17 protein-coding genes and 6 pseudogenes are annotated in these 21,300 nt (G+C 49.2%); 8 read left to right on the top strand and 15 right to left on the bottom strand.

The window, feature by feature from the left end; genetic code table 11:
• Nucleotide 1: 1 nt before the first annotated feature.
• Nucleotides 2-802: an endonuclease/exonuclease/phosphatase family protein gene (locus NSQ51_RS08315; RefSeq protein WP_033017069.1), complete on the top strand. Its 801-nt coding sequence runs from the start codon at nucleotides 2-4 to the stop codon at nucleotides 800-802.
• Here NSQ51_RS08315 and ybaK read toward each other — a convergent pair.
• The 5 genes and pseudogenes from ybaK to NSQ51_RS08290 all read right to left on the bottom strand — a co-directional run.
• A complete protein-coding gene (ybaK, locus tag NSQ51_RS08310) occupies nucleotides 799-1,299 on the bottom strand; it encodes a Cys-tRNA(Pro) deacylase (RefSeq protein ID WP_033017071.1) in 501 nt (166 codons plus the stop codon). The two genes, NSQ51_RS08315 and ybaK, sit on opposite strands and share 4 nt — an antisense overlap.
• Nucleotides 1,300-1,440: 141 nt before the next feature.
• A complete protein-coding gene (gene adhE, locus NSQ51_RS08305) occupies nucleotides 1,441-4,047 on the bottom strand; it encodes a bifunctional acetaldehyde-CoA/alcohol dehydrogenase (RefSeq protein ID WP_033017072.1) in 2,607 nt (868 codons plus the stop codon).
• Between the two features lie 180 nt (nucleotides 4,048-4,227).
• Nucleotides 4,228-4,455: a hypothetical protein gene (locus NSQ51_RS08300; protein ID WP_049625382.1), complete on the bottom strand. Its 228-nt coding sequence runs from the start codon at nucleotides 4,453-4,455 to the stop codon at nucleotides 4,228-4,230.
• An 81-nt stretch (nucleotides 4,456-4,536) separates the two neighbouring features.
• A pseudogene (locus tag NSQ51_RS08295) lies at nucleotides 4,537-4,680 on the bottom strand (transcriptional regulator); the annotation flags it as partial.
• A gap of 13 nt (nucleotides 4,681-4,693) precedes the next feature.
• Nucleotides 4,694-5,227 (bottom strand): annotated as a pseudogene (locus tag NSQ51_RS08290) (transposase); the annotation flags it as partial.
• A gap of 153 nt (nucleotides 5,228-5,380) precedes the next feature.
• Between NSQ51_RS08290 and NSQ51_RS08285 the strand changes: the two are divergent.
• From NSQ51_RS08285 to NSQ51_RS08275, 3 genes are all read left to right on the top strand, one after another.
• Nucleotides 5,381-5,926 carry a DUF6431 domain-containing protein gene (locus NSQ51_RS08285; RefSeq protein ID WP_033011705.1) on the top strand — a complete coding sequence of 182 codons (546 nt, stop codon included), beginning with the start codon at nucleotides 5,381-5,383 and terminating at the stop codon, nucleotides 5,924-5,926.
• A gap of 152 nt (nucleotides 5,927-6,078) precedes the next feature.
• Nucleotides 6,079-7,332, top strand: coding sequence for an IS481 family transposase (locus NSQ51_RS08280; protein WP_342462656.1), 1,254 nt, complete (start codon nucleotides 6,079-6,081; stop codon nucleotides 7,330-7,332).
• Nucleotides 7,325-8,125, top strand: a complete 801-nt coding sequence (locus NSQ51_RS08275; protein WP_064213564.1) for an AAA family ATPase — start codon at nucleotides 7,325-7,327, stop codon at nucleotides 8,123-8,125. Before NSQ51_RS08280 ends, NSQ51_RS08275 begins: the two co-directional genes overlap by 8 nt.
• Nucleotides 8,126-8,328: 203 nt before the next feature.
• On the opposite strand, the pseudogene NSQ51_RS08270 reads toward NSQ51_RS08275, so the two are convergent.
• A pseudogene (locus tag NSQ51_RS08270) lies at nucleotides 8,329-8,922 on the bottom strand (transposase); the annotation flags it as partial.
• 162 nt (nucleotides 8,923-9,084) lie between these two features.
• Here NSQ51_RS08270 and NSQ51_RS08265 point away from each other — a divergent pair.
• Complete coding sequence (locus NSQ51_RS08265; protein WP_341082615.1) at nucleotides 9,085-10,452, top strand: ISLre2 family transposase; 1,368 nt, start codon at nucleotides 9,085-9,087, stop codon at nucleotides 10,450-10,452.
• A gap of 20 nt (nucleotides 10,453-10,472) precedes the next feature.
• Here the strand turns inward: NSQ51_RS08265 and NSQ51_RS08260 are convergent, their stop codons facing one another.
• From NSQ51_RS08260 to NSQ51_RS08235, 6 genes and pseudogenes are all read right to left on the bottom strand, one after another.
• On the bottom strand, nucleotides 10,473-10,655 hold the full coding sequence (locus tag NSQ51_RS08260; RefSeq protein WP_200901091.1) for a hypothetical protein: 183 nt from the start codon (nucleotides 10,653-10,655) through the stop codon (nucleotides 10,473-10,475).
• Nucleotides 10,656-10,824: 169 nt separating this feature from the next.
• Nucleotides 10,825-11,106 (bottom strand): annotated as a pseudogene (locus tag NSQ51_RS08255) (tripartite tricarboxylate transporter substrate binding protein); the annotation flags it as partial.
• Between the two features lie 379 nt (nucleotides 11,107-11,485).
• Nucleotides 11,486-12,382, bottom strand: coding sequence for an Rpn family recombination-promoting nuclease/putative transposase (locus NSQ51_RS08250; protein ID WP_049625790.1), 897 nt, complete (start codon nucleotides 12,380-12,382; stop codon nucleotides 11,486-11,488).
• Nucleotides 12,383-13,106: 724 nt separating this feature from the next.
• The gene (locus NSQ51_RS08245; protein WP_049625855.1) at nucleotides 13,107-13,610 is read right to left on the bottom strand and encodes a DUF3368 domain-containing protein; all 504 of its coding nucleotides are present in this window, start codon (nucleotides 13,608-13,610) and stop codon (nucleotides 13,107-13,109) included.
• On the bottom strand, nucleotides 13,591-13,899 hold the full coding sequence (locus NSQ51_RS08240; protein WP_233434110.1) for a UPF0175 family protein: 309 nt from the start codon (nucleotides 13,897-13,899) through the stop codon (nucleotides 13,591-13,593). Before NSQ51_RS08240 ends, NSQ51_RS08245 begins: the two co-directional genes overlap by 20 nt.
• Nucleotides 13,900-14,379: 480 nt before the next feature.
• Nucleotides 14,380-15,151: pseudogene (locus NSQ51_RS08235) on the bottom strand (aldo/keto reductase family protein); the annotation flags it as partial.
• Nucleotides 15,152-15,424: 273 nt separating this feature from the next.
• On the opposite strand from NSQ51_RS08235, the gene NSQ51_RS08230 reads away from it, so the two are divergent.
• The 3 genes from NSQ51_RS08230 (at nucleotide 15,425) to NSQ51_RS08220 (ending at nucleotide 19,523) form a co-directional block, all read left to right on the top strand.
• Nucleotides 15,425-16,861: a DDE-type integrase/transposase/recombinase gene (locus NSQ51_RS08230; RefSeq protein WP_047817981.1), complete on the top strand. Its 1,437-nt coding sequence runs from the start codon at nucleotides 15,425-15,427 to the stop codon at nucleotides 16,859-16,861.
• A gap of 458 nt (nucleotides 16,862-17,319) precedes the next feature.
• The gene (locus NSQ51_RS08225; RefSeq protein WP_033013870.1) at nucleotides 17,320-18,600 is read left to right on the top strand and encodes an IS110 family transposase; all 1,281 of its coding nucleotides are present in this window, start codon (nucleotides 17,320-17,322) and stop codon (nucleotides 18,598-18,600) included.
• 395 nt (nucleotides 18,601-18,995) lie between these two features.
• Nucleotides 18,996-19,523 (top strand): YceI family protein, encoded by a 528-nt coding sequence (locus tag NSQ51_RS08220; RefSeq protein WP_033017100.1) that lies wholly within the window; start codon nucleotides 18,996-18,998, stop codon nucleotides 19,521-19,523.
• Nucleotides 19,524-19,620: 97 nt separating this feature from the next.
• Here NSQ51_RS08220 and NSQ51_RS08215 read toward each other — a convergent pair.
• The 3 genes and pseudogenes from NSQ51_RS08215 to NSQ51_RS08205 all read right to left on the bottom strand — a co-directional run bounded on the left by NSQ51_RS08215 (nucleotide 19,621) and on the right by NSQ51_RS08205 (nucleotide 21,284).
• Nucleotides 19,621-20,392 (bottom strand): annotated as a pseudogene (locus NSQ51_RS08215) (3-hydroxybutyrate dehydrogenase).
• Nucleotides 20,389-20,694, bottom strand: coding sequence for a 4a-hydroxytetrahydrobiopterin dehydratase (locus NSQ51_RS08210; RefSeq protein WP_033017101.1), 306 nt, complete (start codon nucleotides 20,692-20,694; stop codon nucleotides 20,389-20,391). Before NSQ51_RS08210 ends, NSQ51_RS08215 begins: the two are co-directional and overlap by 4 nt.
• 2 nt (nucleotides 20,695-20,696) lie before the next feature.
• On the bottom strand, nucleotides 20,697-21,284 hold the full coding sequence (locus tag NSQ51_RS08205; protein ID WP_049625928.1) for a Uma2 family endonuclease: 588 nt from the start codon (nucleotides 21,282-21,284) through the stop codon (nucleotides 20,697-20,699).
• Nucleotides 21,285-21,300: the final 16 nt, after the last annotated feature.

Here is a 21,300-nt window from a genome sequence, read left to right as displayed (position 1 = left end):
CATGAAATTACTAACATTAAATTGCCACTCATGGCAAGAGGAAAATCAATTACAAAAAATTAAGTATTTAGCTGAAATCATAAACGAAAAAAAATACGATGTCATCGCTTTGCAAGAAGTAAGCCAATCGATTGAAGCTCCATACATCTATGAAAACATAAAAGAAGATAACTTTGCATTCATTTTATTAAAAAATCTTGAGCAACTCGGTTGTCGTGATTATTCTCTCGTTTGGGATTTTGCTCATATCGGCTATGAGAAATATGAAGAAGGATTAGCCATTTTAACAAAACATCCTATTATAAAGAAACATTCTTTCTATGTTTCTAAAAATCAGAATCCTTTATTTTGGAAAACTCGTAAAATCGTTGGGGCAACCATTCGTTGGCATGGACGCCCTCTCTCGTTTTATTCTTGTCATCTTGGTTGGTGGCATGATGAAGAAGAACCTTTCGGCGATCAGTTTGATACACTTCTTAAAAAAATTGAATATGAAGACGCTTTCTTCCTCATGGGCGATTTTAATAACGACGCCCACATTCGTGGAGAGGGCTATGATTACATGATGAGTAGAGGGCTTTATGACACATACGTACTAGCAAAAGAGAAGGATAGCGGTACTACGGTTCAAGGGAAAATTGATGGTTGGAATGAAAACGAAAAAAACTTACGCATTGATTTGATTCTATCAAACAAGCTTTTACACGTAAAATACTCTAAAACCATTTTTAACGGCCAAAATGGCCATGTCATTTCTGACCATTTCGGAGTAGAGGTAGAAATTGAAGACGGACTCGCCTAGTTGTGTCCGTCTTTTTCTTTTTCTTTTACAAGATCGACGAGCTTTGCACCCGTCATCTTCTGCAAATCATCGACGCACAGTTCGATTTGCATGCCAATCTTTCCTGCACTGACAATGATTTTTTTAAGTTGAAGAGCCGTTTCATCAATAAACGTGGCATATTGCTTCTTCATTCCAATCGGTGAACATCCGCCGCGAACATAGCCTGTGTGCTTTTCAATCTCATGAACAGGAAGAAGCTCTACTTTTTTCTCTTGTGCCGCTTTCGCTGCTTTTTTCAAATCAAGTTCCGCCTCTACAGGAATGACAAATACGTAAATCGTTCCGCTGCTTCCTTTTGTCACTAACGTTTTATAGACGGTTTTTGGGTCTTTTCCGATTTTTTTCGCTACGGATACCCCATCGATTTTTCCATCGTTGTTTTCATATGTCCACACATCATATAAGATGCCTTCTCGGTCTAATAGACGCATCGCGTTCGTTTTTGCTTGTTTCATCTCATTTCCCCTACCTATTAAGTAGCTTCATGTTTAGTTTACCTTGAACCGCTTTTCTTAACAACTTTTACGGACCAAGGGAAGCGAAGAAGTCTTTGATCATGATAAAAAGGGACATCCCCGCGGGACATCCCTGTTTCTTCATTCAACCCCTTTATACGCTTGGCGATAAATGTCGGCAAGGTCGCTGACTAATGGTAATTTTGGGTTGGCTGTTGTACATTGATCTTCAAAAGCTAGTTCAGCAAGTTGTTCGACTTTGCTTTCAAACTCTTCTTTGCTGACGCCTGTTTCCGCGATGCTTAATGGCATTTCAAGCTCTTTTGCAAGCTTGATAATCGCTTGAATGAGGCTTTCGACTCCTTCTTCCGTTGTGCGTGCTGGCAATCCTAAAATGCGTGCGATTTCCGCATAGCGTTTATCCGCGATAAAATGTTCATATTTAGGGAACGCTACAAATTTCTTCGGTTTTGTCGCGTTATAACGAATGACGTGCGGCATTAAAATCGTGTTCGCACGTCCGTGCGGAATATGGAATTCTGCGCCAAGTTTATGCGCTAAACTATGGTTAATGCCTAAAAATGCGTTCGCGAATGCCATACCGGCAATCGTTGATGCGTTATGCATTTTTTCGCGCGCCACTTCATCGTTGCCGTTTTTGTATGCGCGTGGCAAATATTCAAAGACGAGTTGAATGGCTTTTAGTGCTAATCCGTCTGTGTAGTCGTTTGCCATGTTCGATACGTACGCTTCAATCGCATGTGTTAATACGTCCATACCTGTATCCGCTGTAATATGTTTTGGCATCGTCATGACGAATTGTGGGTCAACGATGGCGACATCTGGTGTTAACTCGTAGTCAGCAAGCGGATATTTGACGTTATTTTTCTTATCTGTAATGACCGCAAACGATGTCACTTCTGAACCTGTACCAGATGTTGTTGGAATCGCGACAAATTGCGCTTTTTGACCGAGTTTTGGATATTTAAATACGCGTTTACGAATATCTAAAAACTTTTGTTTTAAGCCATTAAAGTCGGTATTTGGATGTTCATAGAACAGCCACATCGCTTTCGCCGCGTCCATCGCCGAACCACCGCCGAGCGCGATGATGACGTCTGGCTGGAACGCATGCATCATGTCGGCACCTTTCATCACTGTTTCAATTGATGGATCTGGTTCAACTTCTGAGAAAATTTCGCAATGCACATAATCTGGACGTTTACGCAAATAGTATAACACTTTATCGACATAGCCGAGCTTCACCATACCTGGGTCTGTAACGATAAAGGCACGTGAGATGTTTGGCATTTTCGCTAAATATTGTGTCGCATGTTTTTCAAAATAAATTTTTGGTGGAACTTTAAACCATTGCATGTTTACATTCCTTCTCGCTAATTTTTTAATATTAATTAAGTGTGTCGCACCCACGTTTGTCGAAACGGAGTTGCCTCCAAACGTACCGCAACCGAGCGTCAATGACGGAATGTATGCGTTGTAAATGTCCCCGATCGCTCCTTGTGAAGATGGTGCATTAGAGATGATTCGTCCTGCTTTCATTCGCTTACCGAATTCAAGAATGACGTCTTGATTTTCCGAATGAATGACAGCGGAGTGGCCAAGTCCACCAAATTCAAGCATTTCTTCTGCTCGTTTTAACCCTTCTTCTGTGCTATTCACCTTATAGCACGCCAATACAGGACTTAATTTTTCACGAGAAAGCGGCTCTTGCGGACCGACGCTTTTTAATTCTGCGACAAGAATTTTCGTATCAACTGGAACGTCCACACCGGCCATTTTTGCAATTTCATATGCTGGTTTACCGACGATATTCGGGTTTACTGCACACGTATTTTCATTAATGACAAGCTTTTCGACTTTTTTCTTTTCTTCTTCATTTAAAAAGTAACATTTGTTTGCGATCATTTCGTTTTTCACCGCATCATATATTTCTTTATCAATAATGACCGCTTGTTCAGATGCACAAATCATTCCGTTATCAAACGTTTTTGAAAGAATAAGGTCGTTCACCGCGCGTTTAATATTTGCTGTTTTTTCAATATAACAAGGTACGTTACCAGGTCCAACCCCTAATGCTGGTTTTCCTGAGCTATATGCTGCTTTGACCATGCCTGCTCCACCTGTCGCAAGAATAAGCGAAACACCAGGGTGATGCATAAGTTGTTGCGTTGCTTCAACGGAAGGTGTTTCGATCCATTGAATACAATGTTCTGGCGCACCGGCCGCAATCGCTGCATCACGTAAAATGCGTGCCGCTTCACTGCTGCATTTTTGCGCGGACGGATGGAACGCAAAAATGATTGGATTGCGCGTCTTGATTGAAATAAGCGCTTTAAACATCGTTGTTGATGTTGGGTTTGTTACTGGTGTAACCCCAGCGATGACTCCAACAGGCTCAGCAATTTCAATAATACCTTCTTGTTCATTTTCGCGAATAACGCCGACGGTTTTATCATATTTGATGTTATGATAAATGTATTCTGTCGCAAAAATGTTTTTAATGATTTTATCTTCATACACGCCACGTTTTGTTTCTTCAATCGCTAACTTCGCTAAATACATATGTTTGTCAAGTCCAGCTAACGCCATTTGCTTAACGATATGATCAATCGCTTCTTGATCGTAATCACGAAACGCTTTTAACGCTTTTTGCGCATTCGCGACGAGCGTATCGATCATTTTTGTAACTTCTTTCTTTTGGTCTAATACTTTTTCATCAACAGCCATATAAGACCCTTCCCCTCCTGTATTGTCCTTGTGAAGTTTTTCACAAGTTAATTGAAAATAAAAATATGATTGTTTTCACATTCACATTATAACGAGGATAAGCCTGTTTGTGTGTGTCAGCTTTGTGAAATATTGAGCAAATATGTTGTATAAGAGAACCGCTTCTTATAAAGAAGGCGGTTACTCACACACTGGATTGCGTGGAATCTTTTCAAACGAAATATCGTTGTACATGCGCGTATTTCGCTTAACGATCACGACGTAGTTAGCCGTCCATATATAAGAAGGAATATCTTGATCATCTTCAAACATCATTGCTTCAAATTCATCGCCAATCATTTCTTCAAATAGCTCCAATGTATATGTCTCTGCATCTGTTGAAAAGTTTCTCCATTCGCATACAAGCATCATCCGTCACCTCAACTTTTCTTTTGTTACCATTATTGTAACATTATTTTCTTTATTAGAGATTGTGAAATATTGAACAAATCATGAATATTGCTTATTTGTTATATACGCTTGTTTTGGGTGGTTTAGTTGATTTGGATACTTTAAGTGCATTTTCCCTTCAGCCAATAACTTTCCTAAATAATTGTTGCGCAGCCCGTCTGGCGTTCGATCTAATAAATAAGCTCACGAGTGTTGATTATCCAAAATTAGACATACGCCTTCCATAAATTTGGGCATACTCAAACAAAGCAGCGGCCATCCCGGATTTCCAATCGAGAGGAAGCTGCCTAGAGAAAAAACGGCGAACGAACGAAATGAAGGAAAGAGAGACGTTCGTCTGTTTTTTGGTTTGATCATACAGCCATCGCAGCAACACATACGCGATGAACGCCGCAAACAGTTGGTTGTATACCGCATTTTCCGTCGTGCCAAACAAGGTCGGGACATTCAGATATTGCTTCACCCAACGGAAAAAGACCTCAACAGCCCAACGTTGTTGGTACATGTCGGCAATGGTTTCCGCAGACGCATGGAAGAGGTTCGTCACGACCCGAATATCGCGGCCATTCGCATCTCGAAAGATCACCACCCGGTGACGCTTGGTGGAGCGGTATTGTTTCGTCCCCAACTGGCACGTGAAGTCGGCTTGAACCGATGAAGATGTGCTGGAAAGGCGTTTCAAGCTTTTTTTCTGATGAAGTTCGATGTTGTCCTTCATTCGAATGACAAAGTGTAAATTATCACTTTATTTCGGAACAAAAGAGACATTTTTTTGCACATTCCTTCAGAAAGCCCTCTCCCCTTTTCTGAAAGAATGTGCTAAATTTTTTGTGAATTATTTCGGAAGAGAAAATCCATCGGTTCATAGGAGGGGGAGGAGGACGTGATCCAATTTCATGACTTTGGCATTGACGTCCAAACGTATGCAGAGCGTGGAAAAGAAAACGACTTCCCTCTTCTGAAAAAGTGTCCGCATTGCCGGGCCAAGCGCCCGTTGCACCGCCACGGTTACTATGAGCGAAACGCATTGACCCCACATGGTGATTATCGCATTTGGATTGTCCGGTATCGCTGTCGGGAATGCTTGAAGACGGTGAGTGTGCTGCCTTCCTTTCTCCTCCCGTATTTTCAGTATACGTTGTCCGCCATATGGCAAGTCGTGAAAGAGCAGTTGGGATTGACCGAAAGGACGAACCAGGCTCCGTTTCTCCCGACAAAGGACGGCATCATCTTTTATGTCCGACGGTTCTACCGAAACCTATCAAGCCTTCACAGCTTTTTTGCGAGGCGGTGGAGGATCATAGGCCCTATCGTGAAAAAAGAAAAGGAACGGGCTTCTTGGTGGATCCAGACGTTAGAGGAACACGGTCTTGATTCGGCCATCAGAGAGATGTGGGAGGGCGGATTCCGACACCCTTTTGCGAATTAAATGGGATCCTGATTTTACATACATACCCTAAATTGGAAATAGTTTCGGTTCCCACAAACCTTTCCTATCGACGGAGAAAAAGCAATTCGGTACGATAAGGGCAGACGGACCGGAACGGTCCTGATTCCAAGTGAGACAAGGAGGAGATTTGAATGAATGAGTCGATGAGACACGACATTGCCCTGTTTCGGTACGGGCTAATCGCTCCGTTGGTGAATGGGCAGGTGGAACCGAAGACGTATCTGAAAGAGGTGAGCGAGCGAGTGCACCATGTTCCCCACCAGGGAGACAAACGAATCGCAGCCAAGACGATCCTCGATTGGTGCACCCGATACAAAAAAGGGGGCTTTGACGCCTTAAAGCCGAAGCGCCGTTCGGACCGCGGCCACTCAAGGCGTCTGTCGCCCGATGATGAGGATCATATTTTAGCCCTAAGAAAAGAACATCCCACCATGCCCGTGACGGTGTTCTACGAACACCTGATCGAGCAGGGGGAAATCCCAGAAAATCATACCTCTTACTTTACTATATACCGATTGTTGAAAAAACACAACCTGGTGGGAAAAGAAATCTTGCCGATGCCGGAGCGAAAGCGTTTTGCGTATGACCAGATCAATGAGCTATGGCAAGGGGACTTATCCCATGGACCCACGATTCGCGTCCATGGGAAAGCCCAGAAAACGTTTTTGATCACCTATATCGATGACTGCTCGCGGTTTGTGCCGTACGCGCAGTTTTTCCCTTCGGAGAAGTTTGACGGGCTGCGGATCGTCACGAAGGAAGCGGTGCTTCGTTGCGGGAAGCCGAAACGCATTTACTCGGACAACGGGAAAATTTATCGGTCCGAGGTGCTGCAGTATGCGTGCGCCGAGATGGGGATTACACTCATCCACACCCAGCCGTATGACCCGCAAAGCAAGGGAAAAATCGAACGGTTCTTCCGCACCGTACAGACACGGTTTTATCCACTGTTGGAGCTGAATCCGCCGAAATCGCTTGACGAGTTGAACGAGCGTTTTTGGAAGTGGCTTGAAGAGGAGTATCATCGAAAACCGCACGCCTCACTGGACGGAAAAACGCCGCATGAGGTGTTTCAATCGCAAGTGCATCTCGTGTCGTTCATCGAAGATGGCGATTGGCTGGATGCGATTTTTCTGAAACGGGAGCACCGCAAGGTGAAAGCCGATGGCACAATCACCCTGAATAAACAGCTATACGAAGTGCCGCCTCGGTTCATTGGGCAATCGATTGAGCTCCGCTATGACGAACGAGGCGTCTATGTGTACGAAGAGGGCAAACGGGTGGCGGAAGCCATTCGGGTGCGTTTGGAGGACAATGCCTATGTAAAACGCCATCGGTCCCCGTTTGCGGCGATTCCGGCGAAGGAGGGAGAACACAGTGTATAAATCGTTTTACTCCCTTTCGCGGGAGCCGTTTGCGAAAGAAACAGACCCGTCCGAGGCGTATCAAGGGGCGTCATTTCAGGAAGCGTTGCGGGCGCTGGAGTACGTGAAACGAACCCGGGGGATCGGGCTGTTGATCGGAGAGCCGGGGGCGGGCAAGACGTTCGCCCTTCGGGCGCTGAAAGAGTCATTGAATCCATCATTGTATCATGTCGTCTACTTTCCGTTATCCACCGGAGGCGTGATGGATTTTTACCGTGGACTGGCCTTGGGATTAGGAGAGGAACCGAAGTACCGCAAGGTAGACCTCTTCCGCCAAATCCAGCAGGCGATCGAGCGATTGTATCATGAACGGCGGATCACGCCGGTGTTCATTTTGGATGAGATGCATTTAGCGAAGGATGCATTTTTACAGGACATCGCGATCTTGTTCAACTTTGAGATGGATTCGACCAACCCATTTGTCTTGATTTTGGCCGGGCTGCCCCATTTACAGGGGAAGCTGCGGCTCAATCAGCACCGCCCTCTCGACCAGCGGATCATCATGCGATACCGGATGGGGCCGCTGGAGAAGGAAGAGGTGGCGGGCTACATCGAACATCGGATGAAACAGGCCGGGGCGAAGCATCCGATCTTCACCCCATCGGCGTTAGAGGCGATTGCCCTGCAGTCGCGGGGATGGCCTCGGGTGATCAACACGTTGGCCACGACGTGCCTGTTATACGGGTATCAGCTGAAAAAGGACGCCATTGACGAAGAAGTGGTGCGCATGGCCGCAGAGGAAATGGGGTATTAGCACGAAAGGGGCCGAATCGGCCTCTTTTGTGCTTTCTCTTTTCCATAGGTCCATCAGGCGCGCTGGAAATCTTCATCTGAAAGAGCGTGCAAACGTTCCGAAAGAATGTGCAAAATCCGGAACAATCCGCAAAAATTTTGCACATTATTTCCGAATCCGCCTGAAATAATTTGAAAAAGGGATTCTGAAATAATGTGCTAGTTTACAACAAAGAGCTGATGCTGCTCCGCAAATCGATCGAGGCGTTCGATTTTGAAATACGCCCGGTCTTCCACGAGCACTTGTTGAGGGTTCGTCAACTGTTCTCCCACTGGGCCATCGTGACGCAGCCCGGTCGTTTCCACCACGTCTGCCGGCAGCGAGGATTCCGGCGAATACGCGACGTGCAGCTTCACTCCGGCGCGTTCGCCGTGATACGGCGCCCATGGGAGGCGGTTTTTCCCGACCGTGACGGTCGTCGAATCCACCACCCGAAGCGGTTTGGGAAACCGAAGCGAACGGCGGGTTTGGCGGTTGCACTTGGAAATGATCAACGCCAACAAGCGTTTCATGATGTCATAGGGAACTTCTTTCGCTTTCTTGGATACAGTTGAATAATGGAATCGCGGCAATCCATACAGAGGCCCCACATCGGCTCCGTGGCGAAAGCTTTTCCATTGATGCATGGCGGCCAGCAGGAAGAAGTGAATCAACTCGCGCAACGGAAAGGTTCGAGACGAATCACGATACCCAACCGCTTCGGCAATCAGTTGAATCTCTTCATCCGAAAGTGTGAGTAAAATATTTGTGGGTGACATTCCGGAATGATTCCCCGACGAGGGTTGCGAACTTTTGTTCGCGACGCTCGTCGGGGCCACCAAGCGAAGCGCGGTAGAAAAAAGCAAATGTCATGCAAAAAGGACTCTCTCCCTGCTATGATGGTGATGACCAACATCCATAAAACAGGAGGGAGAGAGTCCATGAAACATCTTACCACAGAATGGCCTTTATTAAAAGAGCTGGAGGAACAATTAGTCAGAACTCTTCAAAAGGTGTTCGCTGTCTTGTTGGCGGCCCTTTTGGAGGAGATTGATCAACAACTGGCGGAAGCGCGGGACAAGCGCCGGTATCAGCTGAAAGACAAACGGCCGACTACGATCCAAACGCTGTTTGGAGAAGTGACGTTTCGACGGAACTACTACTATGACCGGCAAACGGGGAACTATACCTTCTTGCTGGATGCCGAACTGGGCTTTGATGGAGCGCAGTCGATCAGCCCTTGCCTCGAGGAAACGGCGGTCGAGTTGGCCGTAGAGTGCTCTTCCTACCGCAAAGCGGCCCGTACGTTGGAGTCGATCGTGGGGTATGCGGTCCTAAGCCACGAGGCGATTCGCCAACTGGTGCTGGAGGCCCCTGTCTCGCTGCACCGCCCTGTTTCCCAACGGCACGGCCGAGTGCTATTTGTGGAGGCGGATGGGCTGTTCATTTCCCGCCAGGGGAAAGGGAAACGGGCGAAAGAAGAGAAAATCCTGGCGGTTCACGAGGGATGGAAACGAAACGGTTCGCAGCTCGAGCTCGTGAACCGGCGCCACTACCTCCATGAAGGGGCGGGAGACGTGTGGGAACGGTTTGAAGAGTGGCTGATGAACGAATATGCCTATGATCCGTGCCGGGACCTTTTGATCATCAACGGCGACGCGGCGTCGTGGATCACGGCCTGCCGGGAGTATTTTGGGAAGCGGGCGTGCTTTCAGCTGGATCGATTTCATGTGGCGCGGGAGCTGCGTCAGTGTCTGTCCGGCCATCCGCGTTGGCGGGAGGTGCGGAGGAAGCTGGCGAAACAAGACGAAGAAGGACTTTTGGTCGAGCTGAACAGCGCGGTCGGCACGTTGGGGGACGAAGGCAAAGAACAACAGCTGGCCGCCTTGATTCGCCGGATCGAGTCGATGCCGGGATGCATCCGGGACTATCGGGAGTGGCTGTCGGAGCAAGGGGTGGAGACGACCGGCATGCGTCCGATGGGCCACGCCGAGAGCGTGATGAGCCGGTTTGCGCATCGGGTGAAATCCCGCCGCAGCTGGAAAGACCAAGGGCTTCGGGCGTTTCTGAGGGCGATGGCGGCCCGAATCGACGGGATTTGGCGGAGAAATGGGCAGTTGGTGGAGGAAGAAGAGACCCGAACGGCGGCCTCGGCCTCAACAAAGTCCAAGCGGATCGAACAGGCCAAACGGAAGGCCGGACGGTTATGGGCAGATGTGGTGCGTCAGAATCTACCGTGTCTGCAGCGGTCATCCGGGACGCCGATCCATCAAGCGTTGTCGGCGCTCCGGGATGGTGGTTGGGTGTAAAAAAATGGAATACAATATCATCACTTCAAGATGAGGGATGAGAGTCCGAAAGCGCTTACGATATCAATTCCTGAAAATGGTTCGCTAACTAGTGATTGACAACGCCCGTAGTGAACCGAAAAAATGTTCTCCACAAAGTCTTGACTGACTCCATCCGAAACAAGTTTTTGCATCAAATTCGGGAGTGTGGTATGCTTGTTCATAGAGAGCACCTCCTGGGTTTGTTTGTGTCGCTACTCACATTCTACAGGAAAGGTGCTCTTTTTTCTATACCCTTTGGATTTTATTGGATAATCAACACGCCTGACTTTTTATATTGCCGCGGCGGCTTCTCATCTGCCGCATCTGAATAACTTCTTGTCTCAAACAACAGACCGCCCCGCCGCCGCCCGGTTTGTTTTCGACCGTCATCGTTTGTTTGACGAGCCCCGTCTCATCGAGCACTTTCGTAATGGCGCGGGCCGTTAAATCCCAACCGCCGCCCGCCCCAGACGGAGCAACAATCGTAATCGGCTTCGTCGGATAGTTTGAGGCCGATGAGCCAGAGTTCGAACCGGATGATTTCGACCCCGCCGATTCATTGCCCCCACAGGCCGCCAAAGCCAGTGTCGTCATCCCTGCAGCGAGCAATCCCCACCATTTCGTTTTCTTCATTTCTCCCTTGCCCCCTTGTTTTTGATAACGTTTTCAATCACAACCTTACCATGCCGTGGGATGAGTGTGAAGTTTTTGAAAATAAAATGAATTTTGTGCATTTTGTTCATGGACATATAGCCGACATGATCTCATATGGCCAAGACGCCTAGCGGAACGCCGGAGCCCCATAACAAAAAAAGACCGCCAGCCTTCAAGGCCGACGGTGCATAAAACGTTGGCACGGTACATACTTTCTGATTTTTGTTCCTCCTCTTTCATGTGACCGGACGATCATCCGTTTTCTACAATCGATCACTTACGAATCAGTGATTTCCTCTACCTCTTTTGCCACCGCCAACTGTCCTCGTTAGATGGCCGCCTTTTGTATTGGATTCCCCTACTCTTCAAGCAATTCCCAAACATCTTCCTCTGGAAGATCCACCAACCTAGCAATGTCTTCCGCCTTCATTCCTTTGCGCGCCATGTTGCGGATCAGCTGTTTCATTCCTTGTTTCATTCCTTGTTCCATTCCCTGTTTCATACCTTGTTTGATCCCTTCTTCCAACCCCTGTTTCCTTCCCTTTTGCTCATAGGAAATGATCAGCTCCAACACTTTTTCTCTTTCTTTCGTTTCCATCGCCTTCACCTCTCTTTGCAGTTGTTGCTCTTCCTCCTCCGACAGCTTCACATATGTTTCAAAAAAGCCCAACAAGAGCCGCTGCCTCGCCTCATCCAGCTCCAATCGCACCAACATGCGCAAAAACTCTTTTTTTAACTCGATTTTCTCACTTTCAGTATACCCCATTTTGCCAAGGAGGGCAGCCGCGATCGGATTGTCATGCCGGATATAGTCTCTCCAATGTTTCTTGCGCAGCTCCACGGGGAAAAAGCGAAACTGCAGCACGTCGCCAAAGGGAAACTCGATTGAGAACACGGACGGTTCCTCGCGAAGGGCCTCATAGCTGAAGACAGCGATCGGAACGATGCGGGTGCGGTATTTTTCAAACAAACGGCTGAAATAGATAAACATGCGCTCTGGAAACGATGGCTGCACGTAGCTTTGATTCTCCACATGAACGATGATCAGCCCGTCTTCCCCTTTCAGCTTCGTCTCGACCAATAGATCGACGCGGTATTTTTCACCTGCCGTGACATCGGTAAACAGTTCTTCGGACAAAAAGGACAAATGGCGGAAATCGATATGCTCGTGGATGTCGGGGAAAAAGAGAAGGAGAAACTCTTCGAAGAACGTTTGAATCAGCTCTTTGAACAATCGGTCATGGTCAATGGCCATTCGATCAACCCTCTTTGAACGTGTTCGATTCTATCCATTCGCAAACAGGGGGTGAAAATCCATACCCATCAAGTTAAGAATTTTGGTCTTTGTGCATCGTCAAAAACACGGTATCCTTTCTAACGAACACTCCACGTTAGAAAGGATTTTTTTCATGGAAAAACAAATGAAAGCATGGATTCAAACCATTCGTCAACTCTTTTCTCCCGAAGAATGAACCCGTCTCGCACAGAAAACAGGCTTTATCCGGCGGCAGCGTTCGTTAACGGCGGAAGCCTTTCTGACTCTCTGTGCATGGGGATGTTTCAAGCTCGGATGTATTGGCATCAAAAGGAAGACATTGAAATCAGTGAACGGAAAGCGCTCGATCTTCTCCAATCGTATTGGCACCAGTTGCTTTTGCGTTCGCATATGGCGGAAATCAACCTTTTCTCTCTCCTTTCCCTGTTACGAAAACATGCCAAGAAAGGTCGAAGGAAAGGGGAAGAAACGGCATCAGATATCGTAACGAAATTAGAGATATGGTAGAATTAGATATGGATATAAATACCAAACACCCCTCTTCTGGAGGGGGATTTGGTATGCCCAATAATGGATGTGATCCCCATCATTCACTGCGGGGATGAACACGAGTATCGTCTTAAAAATTTTATACCGCTAAACTTGACGGGTATGGGGTTGTTGACAGGGGTTAAAAAGGAAAAGCCGAGCGCGGCGGGCGGGGTTACGGCGTTTCTTCTGCCAACGACAACGCCTCTCGATAGAGACGTTGGGAGAGATAAAATCCATTTTCAAGCAAAGTGTCTAACAGCGGCTTGACTTCCGCTATTTTCCTGTTTTTCTTTCCCAGAATCAAAACTCCGATTGTACCGATAGGCCGTAAAAGGAATTGTTTCGACAATGATCTGGCAGCATGCTCATCCATCACAACGACTTGAGCACCAAGTTCTTTCGCTCCAATAATAACTTCTAACTCCCCGGCATGGAATTTTCCATATAAACTTTCAACAAGGCTGCGATTTTTTACATGGTATAGTCGAAACACCCCCTCGCTGACCAATCGTTTGAGCTCCTCTTTTCCATAATGGCGTGGGGCATGGTTATGAACAATTTCTTGATAGACAGCTTCCGGAACATATACTTCATCAAATAGTTCAGACAAAAGAGTCAATTGACCAACGATCGACAGACCTATAATCGGTGTAGAATTAACCGTAACCCTGCTCATTGTGATCCCTATTTTCTTTGCTCAATTTTTGCACCGTGTCCCAATCATCTTTGATGTGTTCCTCCGTATATTCCATCCAAGGAATCGCCTTCGAACGCAATACATCGATAAATTCCCCTAAGGGTTTCCCTGCCAATTCAGCCGCTTTCGCCAGCGTCACCTGTTTTCCAACAAACAAACCAATCGCCAATGAAAGCTTTATTTTTGCCTCAACTGTGTTGCCTTCCAATTCATTAATGGCGGACAAAAACTCTTTCGGCAAGTTCACCTGAAAATAGTCCATGGCCATCGAACTCACACCCTTTTTTATTTTATTCTATCACACTCTGCTCCTTTTGGATGCAGTCACGGAACGAATAACATTCCCTAAATTTTTACTACATACTCAATACGCCGGAAATGAAACCGACTCAATTGAACACTCCTCACCCGCGCTCACGTAGAGAAGTAGGGGATTCTCGGGAACACCCTAACATACGGTAAGCGGTCAGCTAAGCCATCCCTGTGCATCCTACCGTTAAGCTTCCTCAAAAAGATCGCAATCGAAGCCCTTCCTTTGTTCTTTTGGTGCAAGGGGAAGATCGTTGGTGGAAGACGCCGGTTCATCCCCCACTTACACTCATGCTTGGAAGTTAAGGCCTTCTCGGTTCGAGGTGATAAAAAGGGGACTGACCCAAAAGGGTAATTTTCCTTAACAAAACACAACATATTGTCTATATACGGTAATAAGAAAGGGTGTCCCGATCCTTTTGGGACACCCTCACCTCTTTTACGCCAAAATCCCCTCAATTTTCTCGAACACATCTTCGCTGAGCACGACATCGACCGCTTTGACGTTCTCTTCGACTTGTTCCGGGCGGCTGGCGCAGCACCCAAGCGAGGGCAAGCTGGGACAACGTAATGCCAAGCTCAGCCGCGATTTTTTCGAGTTGTTCCACTTTCGTTAACACTTCGTCATTGAGCAATCCTTGGATAAACGTATTCGCTCTTGGATCAGCGGCGCGGCTGTCAGCCGGCAACGCTTGACCTCGTTTGTATTTGCCGGTCAGCACCCCTTGGGCGAGCGGCGAAAAGACGATTTGACTGATGCCGTTTTGTTCGCACACCGGGATGACTTCCTTTTCAATATAACGGTGAAACATGTTGTATTGCGGCTGATTGACGACGATCCGATCGAGCAAGTAGCGGTCGGCCACGCCGAGCGCCTCTTGAATTTGCTGGGCCGTCCATTCGCTCACGCCGACATACAGCACTTTTCCTTGGCGGACGAGATCATCGATCGTACGCAACGTCTCATCGACCGGCGTTTCTTTGTCATAGCGGTGGCAGTAGTAGATATCGACATAATCCAGTTGCAGCCGCTTTAAGCTCGCATGGAGCTGCTCAAACACATGCTTGCGCGACAGGCCGCGGTCGTTCGGGCCGTCGCCCATCGGCCAAAACACTTTCGTCGCGATGACATACGATTCGCGCGGATATTTGCGCAGCGCCTCGCCGACGATTTTTTCCGCTTCCCCGCGCGCGTAGACGTTCGCTGTGTCTTCCGCCGGTGAAAACCGTTCCATTTGCTGTTTGATTTTCGCTAAAAGGCCGATTCATTCATCTTATTCTCCCTTTCCGCACATCATTTTTCTTTCATCTTATCATGGAAAGCCCCCTGTGCTCCATACGGTATTGTCAAAAGTTTATCCTCCACACTCACGGTTTTCCCTTGAGTTTCAACGGTTGGAAGAAAAAAAGCTTGCCACCCCCGTTGTTTTCGGCCATCATTGAGGTAACGACACCCAACAGCCAAAACAAAGGAGTGACAAGCTTTGTTACCTCAATTATTAGCCTATTTGCTCGAAATAATCAAGACCCAATATCAAATCATTGTGTATTTGATGGGTGTGATCGTGGGAAAATCCTTGAATCTCGAGGACTTGGACGAACCCATCCAAAAGCCGTACCGGAAACTTCAGGTCGATGACCTTCCGATCATCGATGTGCCGGAAACCCTTGATTACCGAAAGCTGTTGGCAGACTATGAAGCCCAGCACGGACGTCCTTTACGGCCCATCCAGCGCCGCGCGAATGCGAAACACCGTGTTCCGGATTCGTTGACCTGCCCTCGCTGCCAGGCTCCCTCTTCTTACCTGTACGCCAATAACGGCGGAAAAGGGCAATACCAATGCAAAGTGTGCCAGTGCCGGTTCAACCACCGAAATCGGTTCACCAAGCAAGCGGTCTTTCGCTGCCCGCACTGCAAAAAGACGCTGGAAAAAATCAAGGAACGCAAAGAATACAACATCTATAAGTGCAAGAACAACGCTTGCCCGTTTTACCAGGCCAACCTTCGCCGGATGACGAAGAAGGAGCGCCAACAGTTTCAACAGGATCCTCAAGCCTTCAAGGTGCGGTATTTGTTTCGAGAGTTCTTGTTTGACTTTCTCCCGTTGGCTTCCTCGTCGCTCATCAAGCCGAAGGTCGATTTGTCCCGGCTGGCTGCGTCGCCGCACGTGTTGGGGCTCGTGTTGACGTACTACGTCAACTTTGGGATGTCCTCGAGGGAGACCGCCGCCGCCATGAAGGACATCCATGGCGTCTCGATCTCCCATCAGACGGTGCTCAACTACGCCAACAGCGTCGCGCTTTGGATCAAGCCCTTTGTCGACCGGTTCCCGTATGAGCTGTCCGGTTCGTTTTGCGGGGACGAGACGTATATTCGCGTCAAAGGGCGCTGGCATTACCTGTTCTTTATGTTTGACGCCGTCAAAAAGATCGTGCTGTCGTATCGCGTCTCGCCCAACCGGGACACGCTCTCGGCCATCAAGGCCATCGATGATGTCCTCAGGAAGCTAGCGTCCCTCCCAGACGACTTGTCGTTCGTCGTGGATGGCAACCCGATTTATCTGCTGGCGCAACACTTCTTCGCCCAACACGGGATTTCATTTGACGTCCGCCAAGTGATCGGGCTGACCAATGAGGATCCGGTCTCGGAAGAGTTTCGCCCTCTCAAGCAGATCATCGAGCGATTCAACCGGACCTTTAAAGGCAACTACCGCCCGACCCATGGGTTTGGTGCGGAAGAAGGCTCGGTGTCCTTTGTGACGCTGTTTGTGGCGTATTTCAACTTTCTGCGCCCACACAGCGCGCTCGAAGGCCGGGTGCCGGTCGTCATCCCGGAACTGGCGGATCTTCCGCATATGCCGGCCCGGTGGACGAAGCTGATCGCCATGGCACAAGCGTTTCTCCAACAAGAGGCGGCCTGACTTTTTTGTCCTCTGGAGCCCGTTGAACAGAACTCCTGCCGGATTCGGCGAAGCGAACCCTTGACCAACCGAACACCGCCAAAGGTAAAATTCGGTCATGGCAAGGGCGGCTTTCTTATTGCCTTCTTTTTTGTCCCCGTCGCCCTTGACGACTCTTCCGCACCTTTGGCGGGTGTTGGTCAAGGGCGAATCCGGCCCTCCGCATGCCCCACGATGCTCAATGGGATGATCTGTGTGGAGTTTTCATAGAACTTTTGACGCTACCCTCCATACTAATAATCTTTAATAAAAAATATTTGATTTCGAGATATACATTTGTTATGATAGTGATGCGAATATGAATCATAAAGAGGAGCATTCCCGTTAGAAGCTTTTCCGGGGACTTGATCAAAAAAAGCCCTCTTGGTATGATGCAGGGGTGTCAACCACATCACTCACCATACCAAGGAGGACTTCAGATGAATTGTACACAAAACTATAAAATTGATCAAGTTACGGAACAAACGCTTGTCGTGGGCATCGATATCGCGAAACGAACCCACTACGCCTGCTTCGTGGATGACCGGGGGCGCGTGCTTCGCAAGTCGTTCCCGATCTTCCAGTCGAAAGAGGGGTTTCAGCAGCTGTATAAAGCGATTCAGGAGGCGATGCAAGCGTTTGGGAAGTCAGAGGTGATCGTCGCGGTGGAGCCGACCGGGCACTACTGGTTGAACCTGGCCTACTTCCTCGAGGAGCACGGGATCCCGTTGGTCATGGTCAACCCGGCGCATGTGTGCCGGTCGAAAGAACTCGATGACAACCTGCCGACGAAACACGACGCCAAAGACGCCCTGGTCATTGCCAGACTGGCAAAAGACGGACGATTCCTCGTTCCCCGGCTGCTGCACGAGATCGAAGCCGATTTGCGCGTGGGAAGCACGCTCAAAGAGAAGCTCCGCAAGGAACAGACGGCGGTGAAAAACGCGATCGTCCGCTGGACGGATCGGTATTTTCCAGAGTTTTGGACCGTGTTTCGTGACTTGGGGAAAACGGCGCTTTCGGTGTTGGAGTGGACGCCGCTTCCGGCTGATATGGCCGGTCGGACCGCCGAGGAGCTCATCGAGGTGTACCGGCAAAGCAAAGGGATGAAATGCCCGCAGAAGGCCAAAATTCAGGCGTTGATCAACACCGCGAAGGACTCGATTGGGGTGACGGAAGGGACAGCGATGGCCCGGTTTGAGATCGCCGCGCTCGTCCGCCGATACCGCCAATTGGAGGCGGAGATCGCTGCACTGGACGCCGAGTTGAAGGCATTGGTTCAAACGACGATGGAGTACCAATGGTTGAAAACGGTCGACGGGTTGGGAGACGCCACGATCATCGATCTGCTGGCGGAGATCGGCAGCTTCGCCCATTATCGGGACCCGCGCCAATTGGTGAAGTTGGCGGGCCTGACGCTCAAGGAGAACTCCTCCGGCCAGCGCAAAGGGCAAAAGCACATCTCCAAACGGGGACGGAAACGGTTGCGCTCGGTGCTGTTTCGGGCGATGATTCCGCTGATTCGGCATAACGAGGCGTTTCGCGAGCTGCATGAGTATTATACGACCCGATCCGTCAATCCGCTGACCGGAAAGCAGTCCATCGTCGCCTTGTGCCGGAAGCTGTTGAATGTGCTGTTTGCGATTTGTACGAAGAAACAAGCGTTTGACGCGGAGCGAATGAAACAGGACGTCTTGTCCCAGGTGCAACGGGCGGCCTAAGGCCTCCCCCTGCGAACGGAAGAATCGTTGGACAACGAGATGACACCGGAGAAGCTGGCGTGATTTCATCCATTCGACCTTGAGTCCCTAAAGGAGCTTGGCCGGCCTCCGCCTGATGACGAGACCGAACGAGGGAATGTTGGCGCGAAGACGCCCGGAGACATGGGAGGGTTCGTCCTCATCAGCGACGCGGAGATCCAAAGGGTGCATCGAATATGCTTCCCCCCACGGCAGGAAAATATCCCCAGCCGTGGCCGCGAAGCGCACCCTAGGTCTGTAAGATATCCACAAAACTGAAAAAGGATGTAAGGGATTTTGTCGAAAAATATTTTTTGGACACCCCTGAGGGGCCGAAAAGCCTTGATACATCAACATTTCTAGAGGGAGGAAAAGCGATGACAACATTCCAACTCGACAAAGCGCACAGCTCTGTCGCCTTCCAAGTAAGACATATGATGATCTCCAAAGCAAAAGGGGAATTCACCAACTTTGACGTTGAGGTCGAAGGCGACATCAACGAACTCGAGTCGCTGAAAATCAAAGCGACGATCGATGCCGCCTCGATCGACACGAAAAACGCCGACCGTGACAACCATCTCCGCTCGGCCGACTTTTTCGATGTCGAGAACTATCCAACCATTACGTTTGTCAGTGAATCCGTGCGCAAGCTGTCCGACACGGAATATGAAGTGACCGGGAAGCTGACGATCCGCGGCGTGACGAGAACGGAAACGTTCAAAGTCGAATACAACGGCCAAGTGAAAAACCCGCTCACCGGCGGCATCTCGGTCGGTTTTGATGTCGAAGGAACGATCAACCGCGAAGACTACGGATTGGTATGGAACGTCGCACTCGAAACCGGCGGATTCCTTGTCGGGAAAGAAGTCAAAATCCTAGCCAGCTTCGAATTTGCCTTGAGCTGAGCGACTCGAATCGAAACGCCCGTGGCATGTGCCGGGGGCGTTTGATCATCATCCCGAAAGGAAGGCTCTCGCTTCAAGCAAGGCGAAGAGAGGGAGTTTACTGCGCCGTATACCCGCCATCGATCACCACCGCCTGGCCAGTGATGCCTTTTGCTTGTTCGCCCGCCAAAAAGAGGACATAATGGGCGACTTCTTCCACTGACAGCAGCCGCCGCTGCGGCACAAGCGGGTAAATCACTTCCTCAAGCACCTTCTCAAGCGGCACGTTGCGGGTTGCCGCCAAGTCCGCGAGCTGGCCGCGGACGAGCTCGGTGTCCACATAGCCCGGGCAAAGGGCGTTCACCGTAATGCCGTATGGCGCCCCTTCTAACGCTGCCACTTTCGTTAAGCCGATCACCCCGTGCTTCGCGCTGTTGTACGCCGCTTTACCGGCAAACCCGACGAGTCCGTTGATCGATGCCATGTTGATGATGCGGCCATATCGCTGCTGTTTCATAACGGGAAACGCATGCTTGATGGCCAAAAATGGGCCGACAAGCATGACGCGGATGAGCTGTTCAAATTTTTCCGTCGGGAAATCCTCGATGTTCGCCACATGTTGCAATCCGGCGTTGTTCACGACAACATCAAGGCGCCCCGGTTGACGGCCTTGTTGATCGCTTGCTTACCTCTTGTTCAACCGTCACATCACATTTCACGCCGACCGCTTCATAGCCCAACTCCCGAAGCGAACGAGCAGCTTGCTCGACTTCTTCCTGACGCAAATCAACGAGCACCACGTTTGCACCATGTTCCGCCAGCGTTTTCGCCACTTCATACCCGATTCCCCGTGCTGCGCCGGTGATGAGTGCTGTGCGATGTTCCATCATTCCCCTCCCCCCTGCTTCATCTGTTCGTACACCTCATCATACTGCTTCGTCAAGTCAAAATCGAGCTTCGTCAGCCCTTTCGCCCGCCATGAAGACAGTTTCACGGTAATGAGCTTGTAGTCGATCGAAATGAACGGGTGGTGGTTGGCGTTTTCCGAAATCGCGGCGATGCGCCGGACGAATTCAATGCCTTGCAAGTAGTCTTGGAAACGGTATTTTTTCACAATCCATCGTTCATCCGTCAACTTCCAGCCGTCCGCTTTTTCAAGCAGCGCTTGCACTTCCTCTTCCGCTAGCCGCATCGTTATCCCTCACCCTCTATATTTTGAAATATGCCAGCCAGCGAAACCGTCAAATCAGCGAACAAAAACGAGACGAGCACATCGCCTTCGCCAAAGACGCTCCGCTTCTCATACCCTTTCTCACCGCGGCCGTACACTTCCACCGCCCGATGCAGCGGGTCGACGATCCAATATTCCTTGACGCCAAACTGTTCGTACAGCTTATATTTTTCGTTCCGATCTTTCAGCGCAGTGCTCGGCGAAAGCACTTCCACCACCAAGTCAGGCGGCCCATCGCAGCCTCGGCTGCCGATTTTGCTTTGATCGCAAATGACGGAGATGTCTGGCTGCACGACATGCTTGGTTTGTTCATAGTCGGCCTGTTCATCGAACCGCACATCAAACGGCGCCATGACAACCGCACATCCTTTTTCACGACAAAATGCCCGCAAAGCGACATACCATTCACCGACGATCGACTGGTAGACAAATGAAGGGGCCGGTGCCATGTTGTAAGGTACGCCGTTGATCAGCTCCCACCGTCCGTCCCACTTGACATAATCTTGATACGTATATCGTTCCTTTTGCCGCTCAGGCGGCTTCACGTCCATTCCCCCATCCGCTTGC

Origin of the sequence: Geobacillus sp. FSL K6-0789 (genome assembly GCF_038593135.1) — a bacterium.
Taxonomy (GTDB): Bacteria; Bacillota; Bacilli; order Bacillales; family Anoxybacillaceae; genus Geobacillus; species Geobacillus stearothermophilus.
The sequence above is the reverse complement of the archived record's forward strand: the minus strand, read 5'-3'. Positions and strand labels throughout refer to the sequence as shown.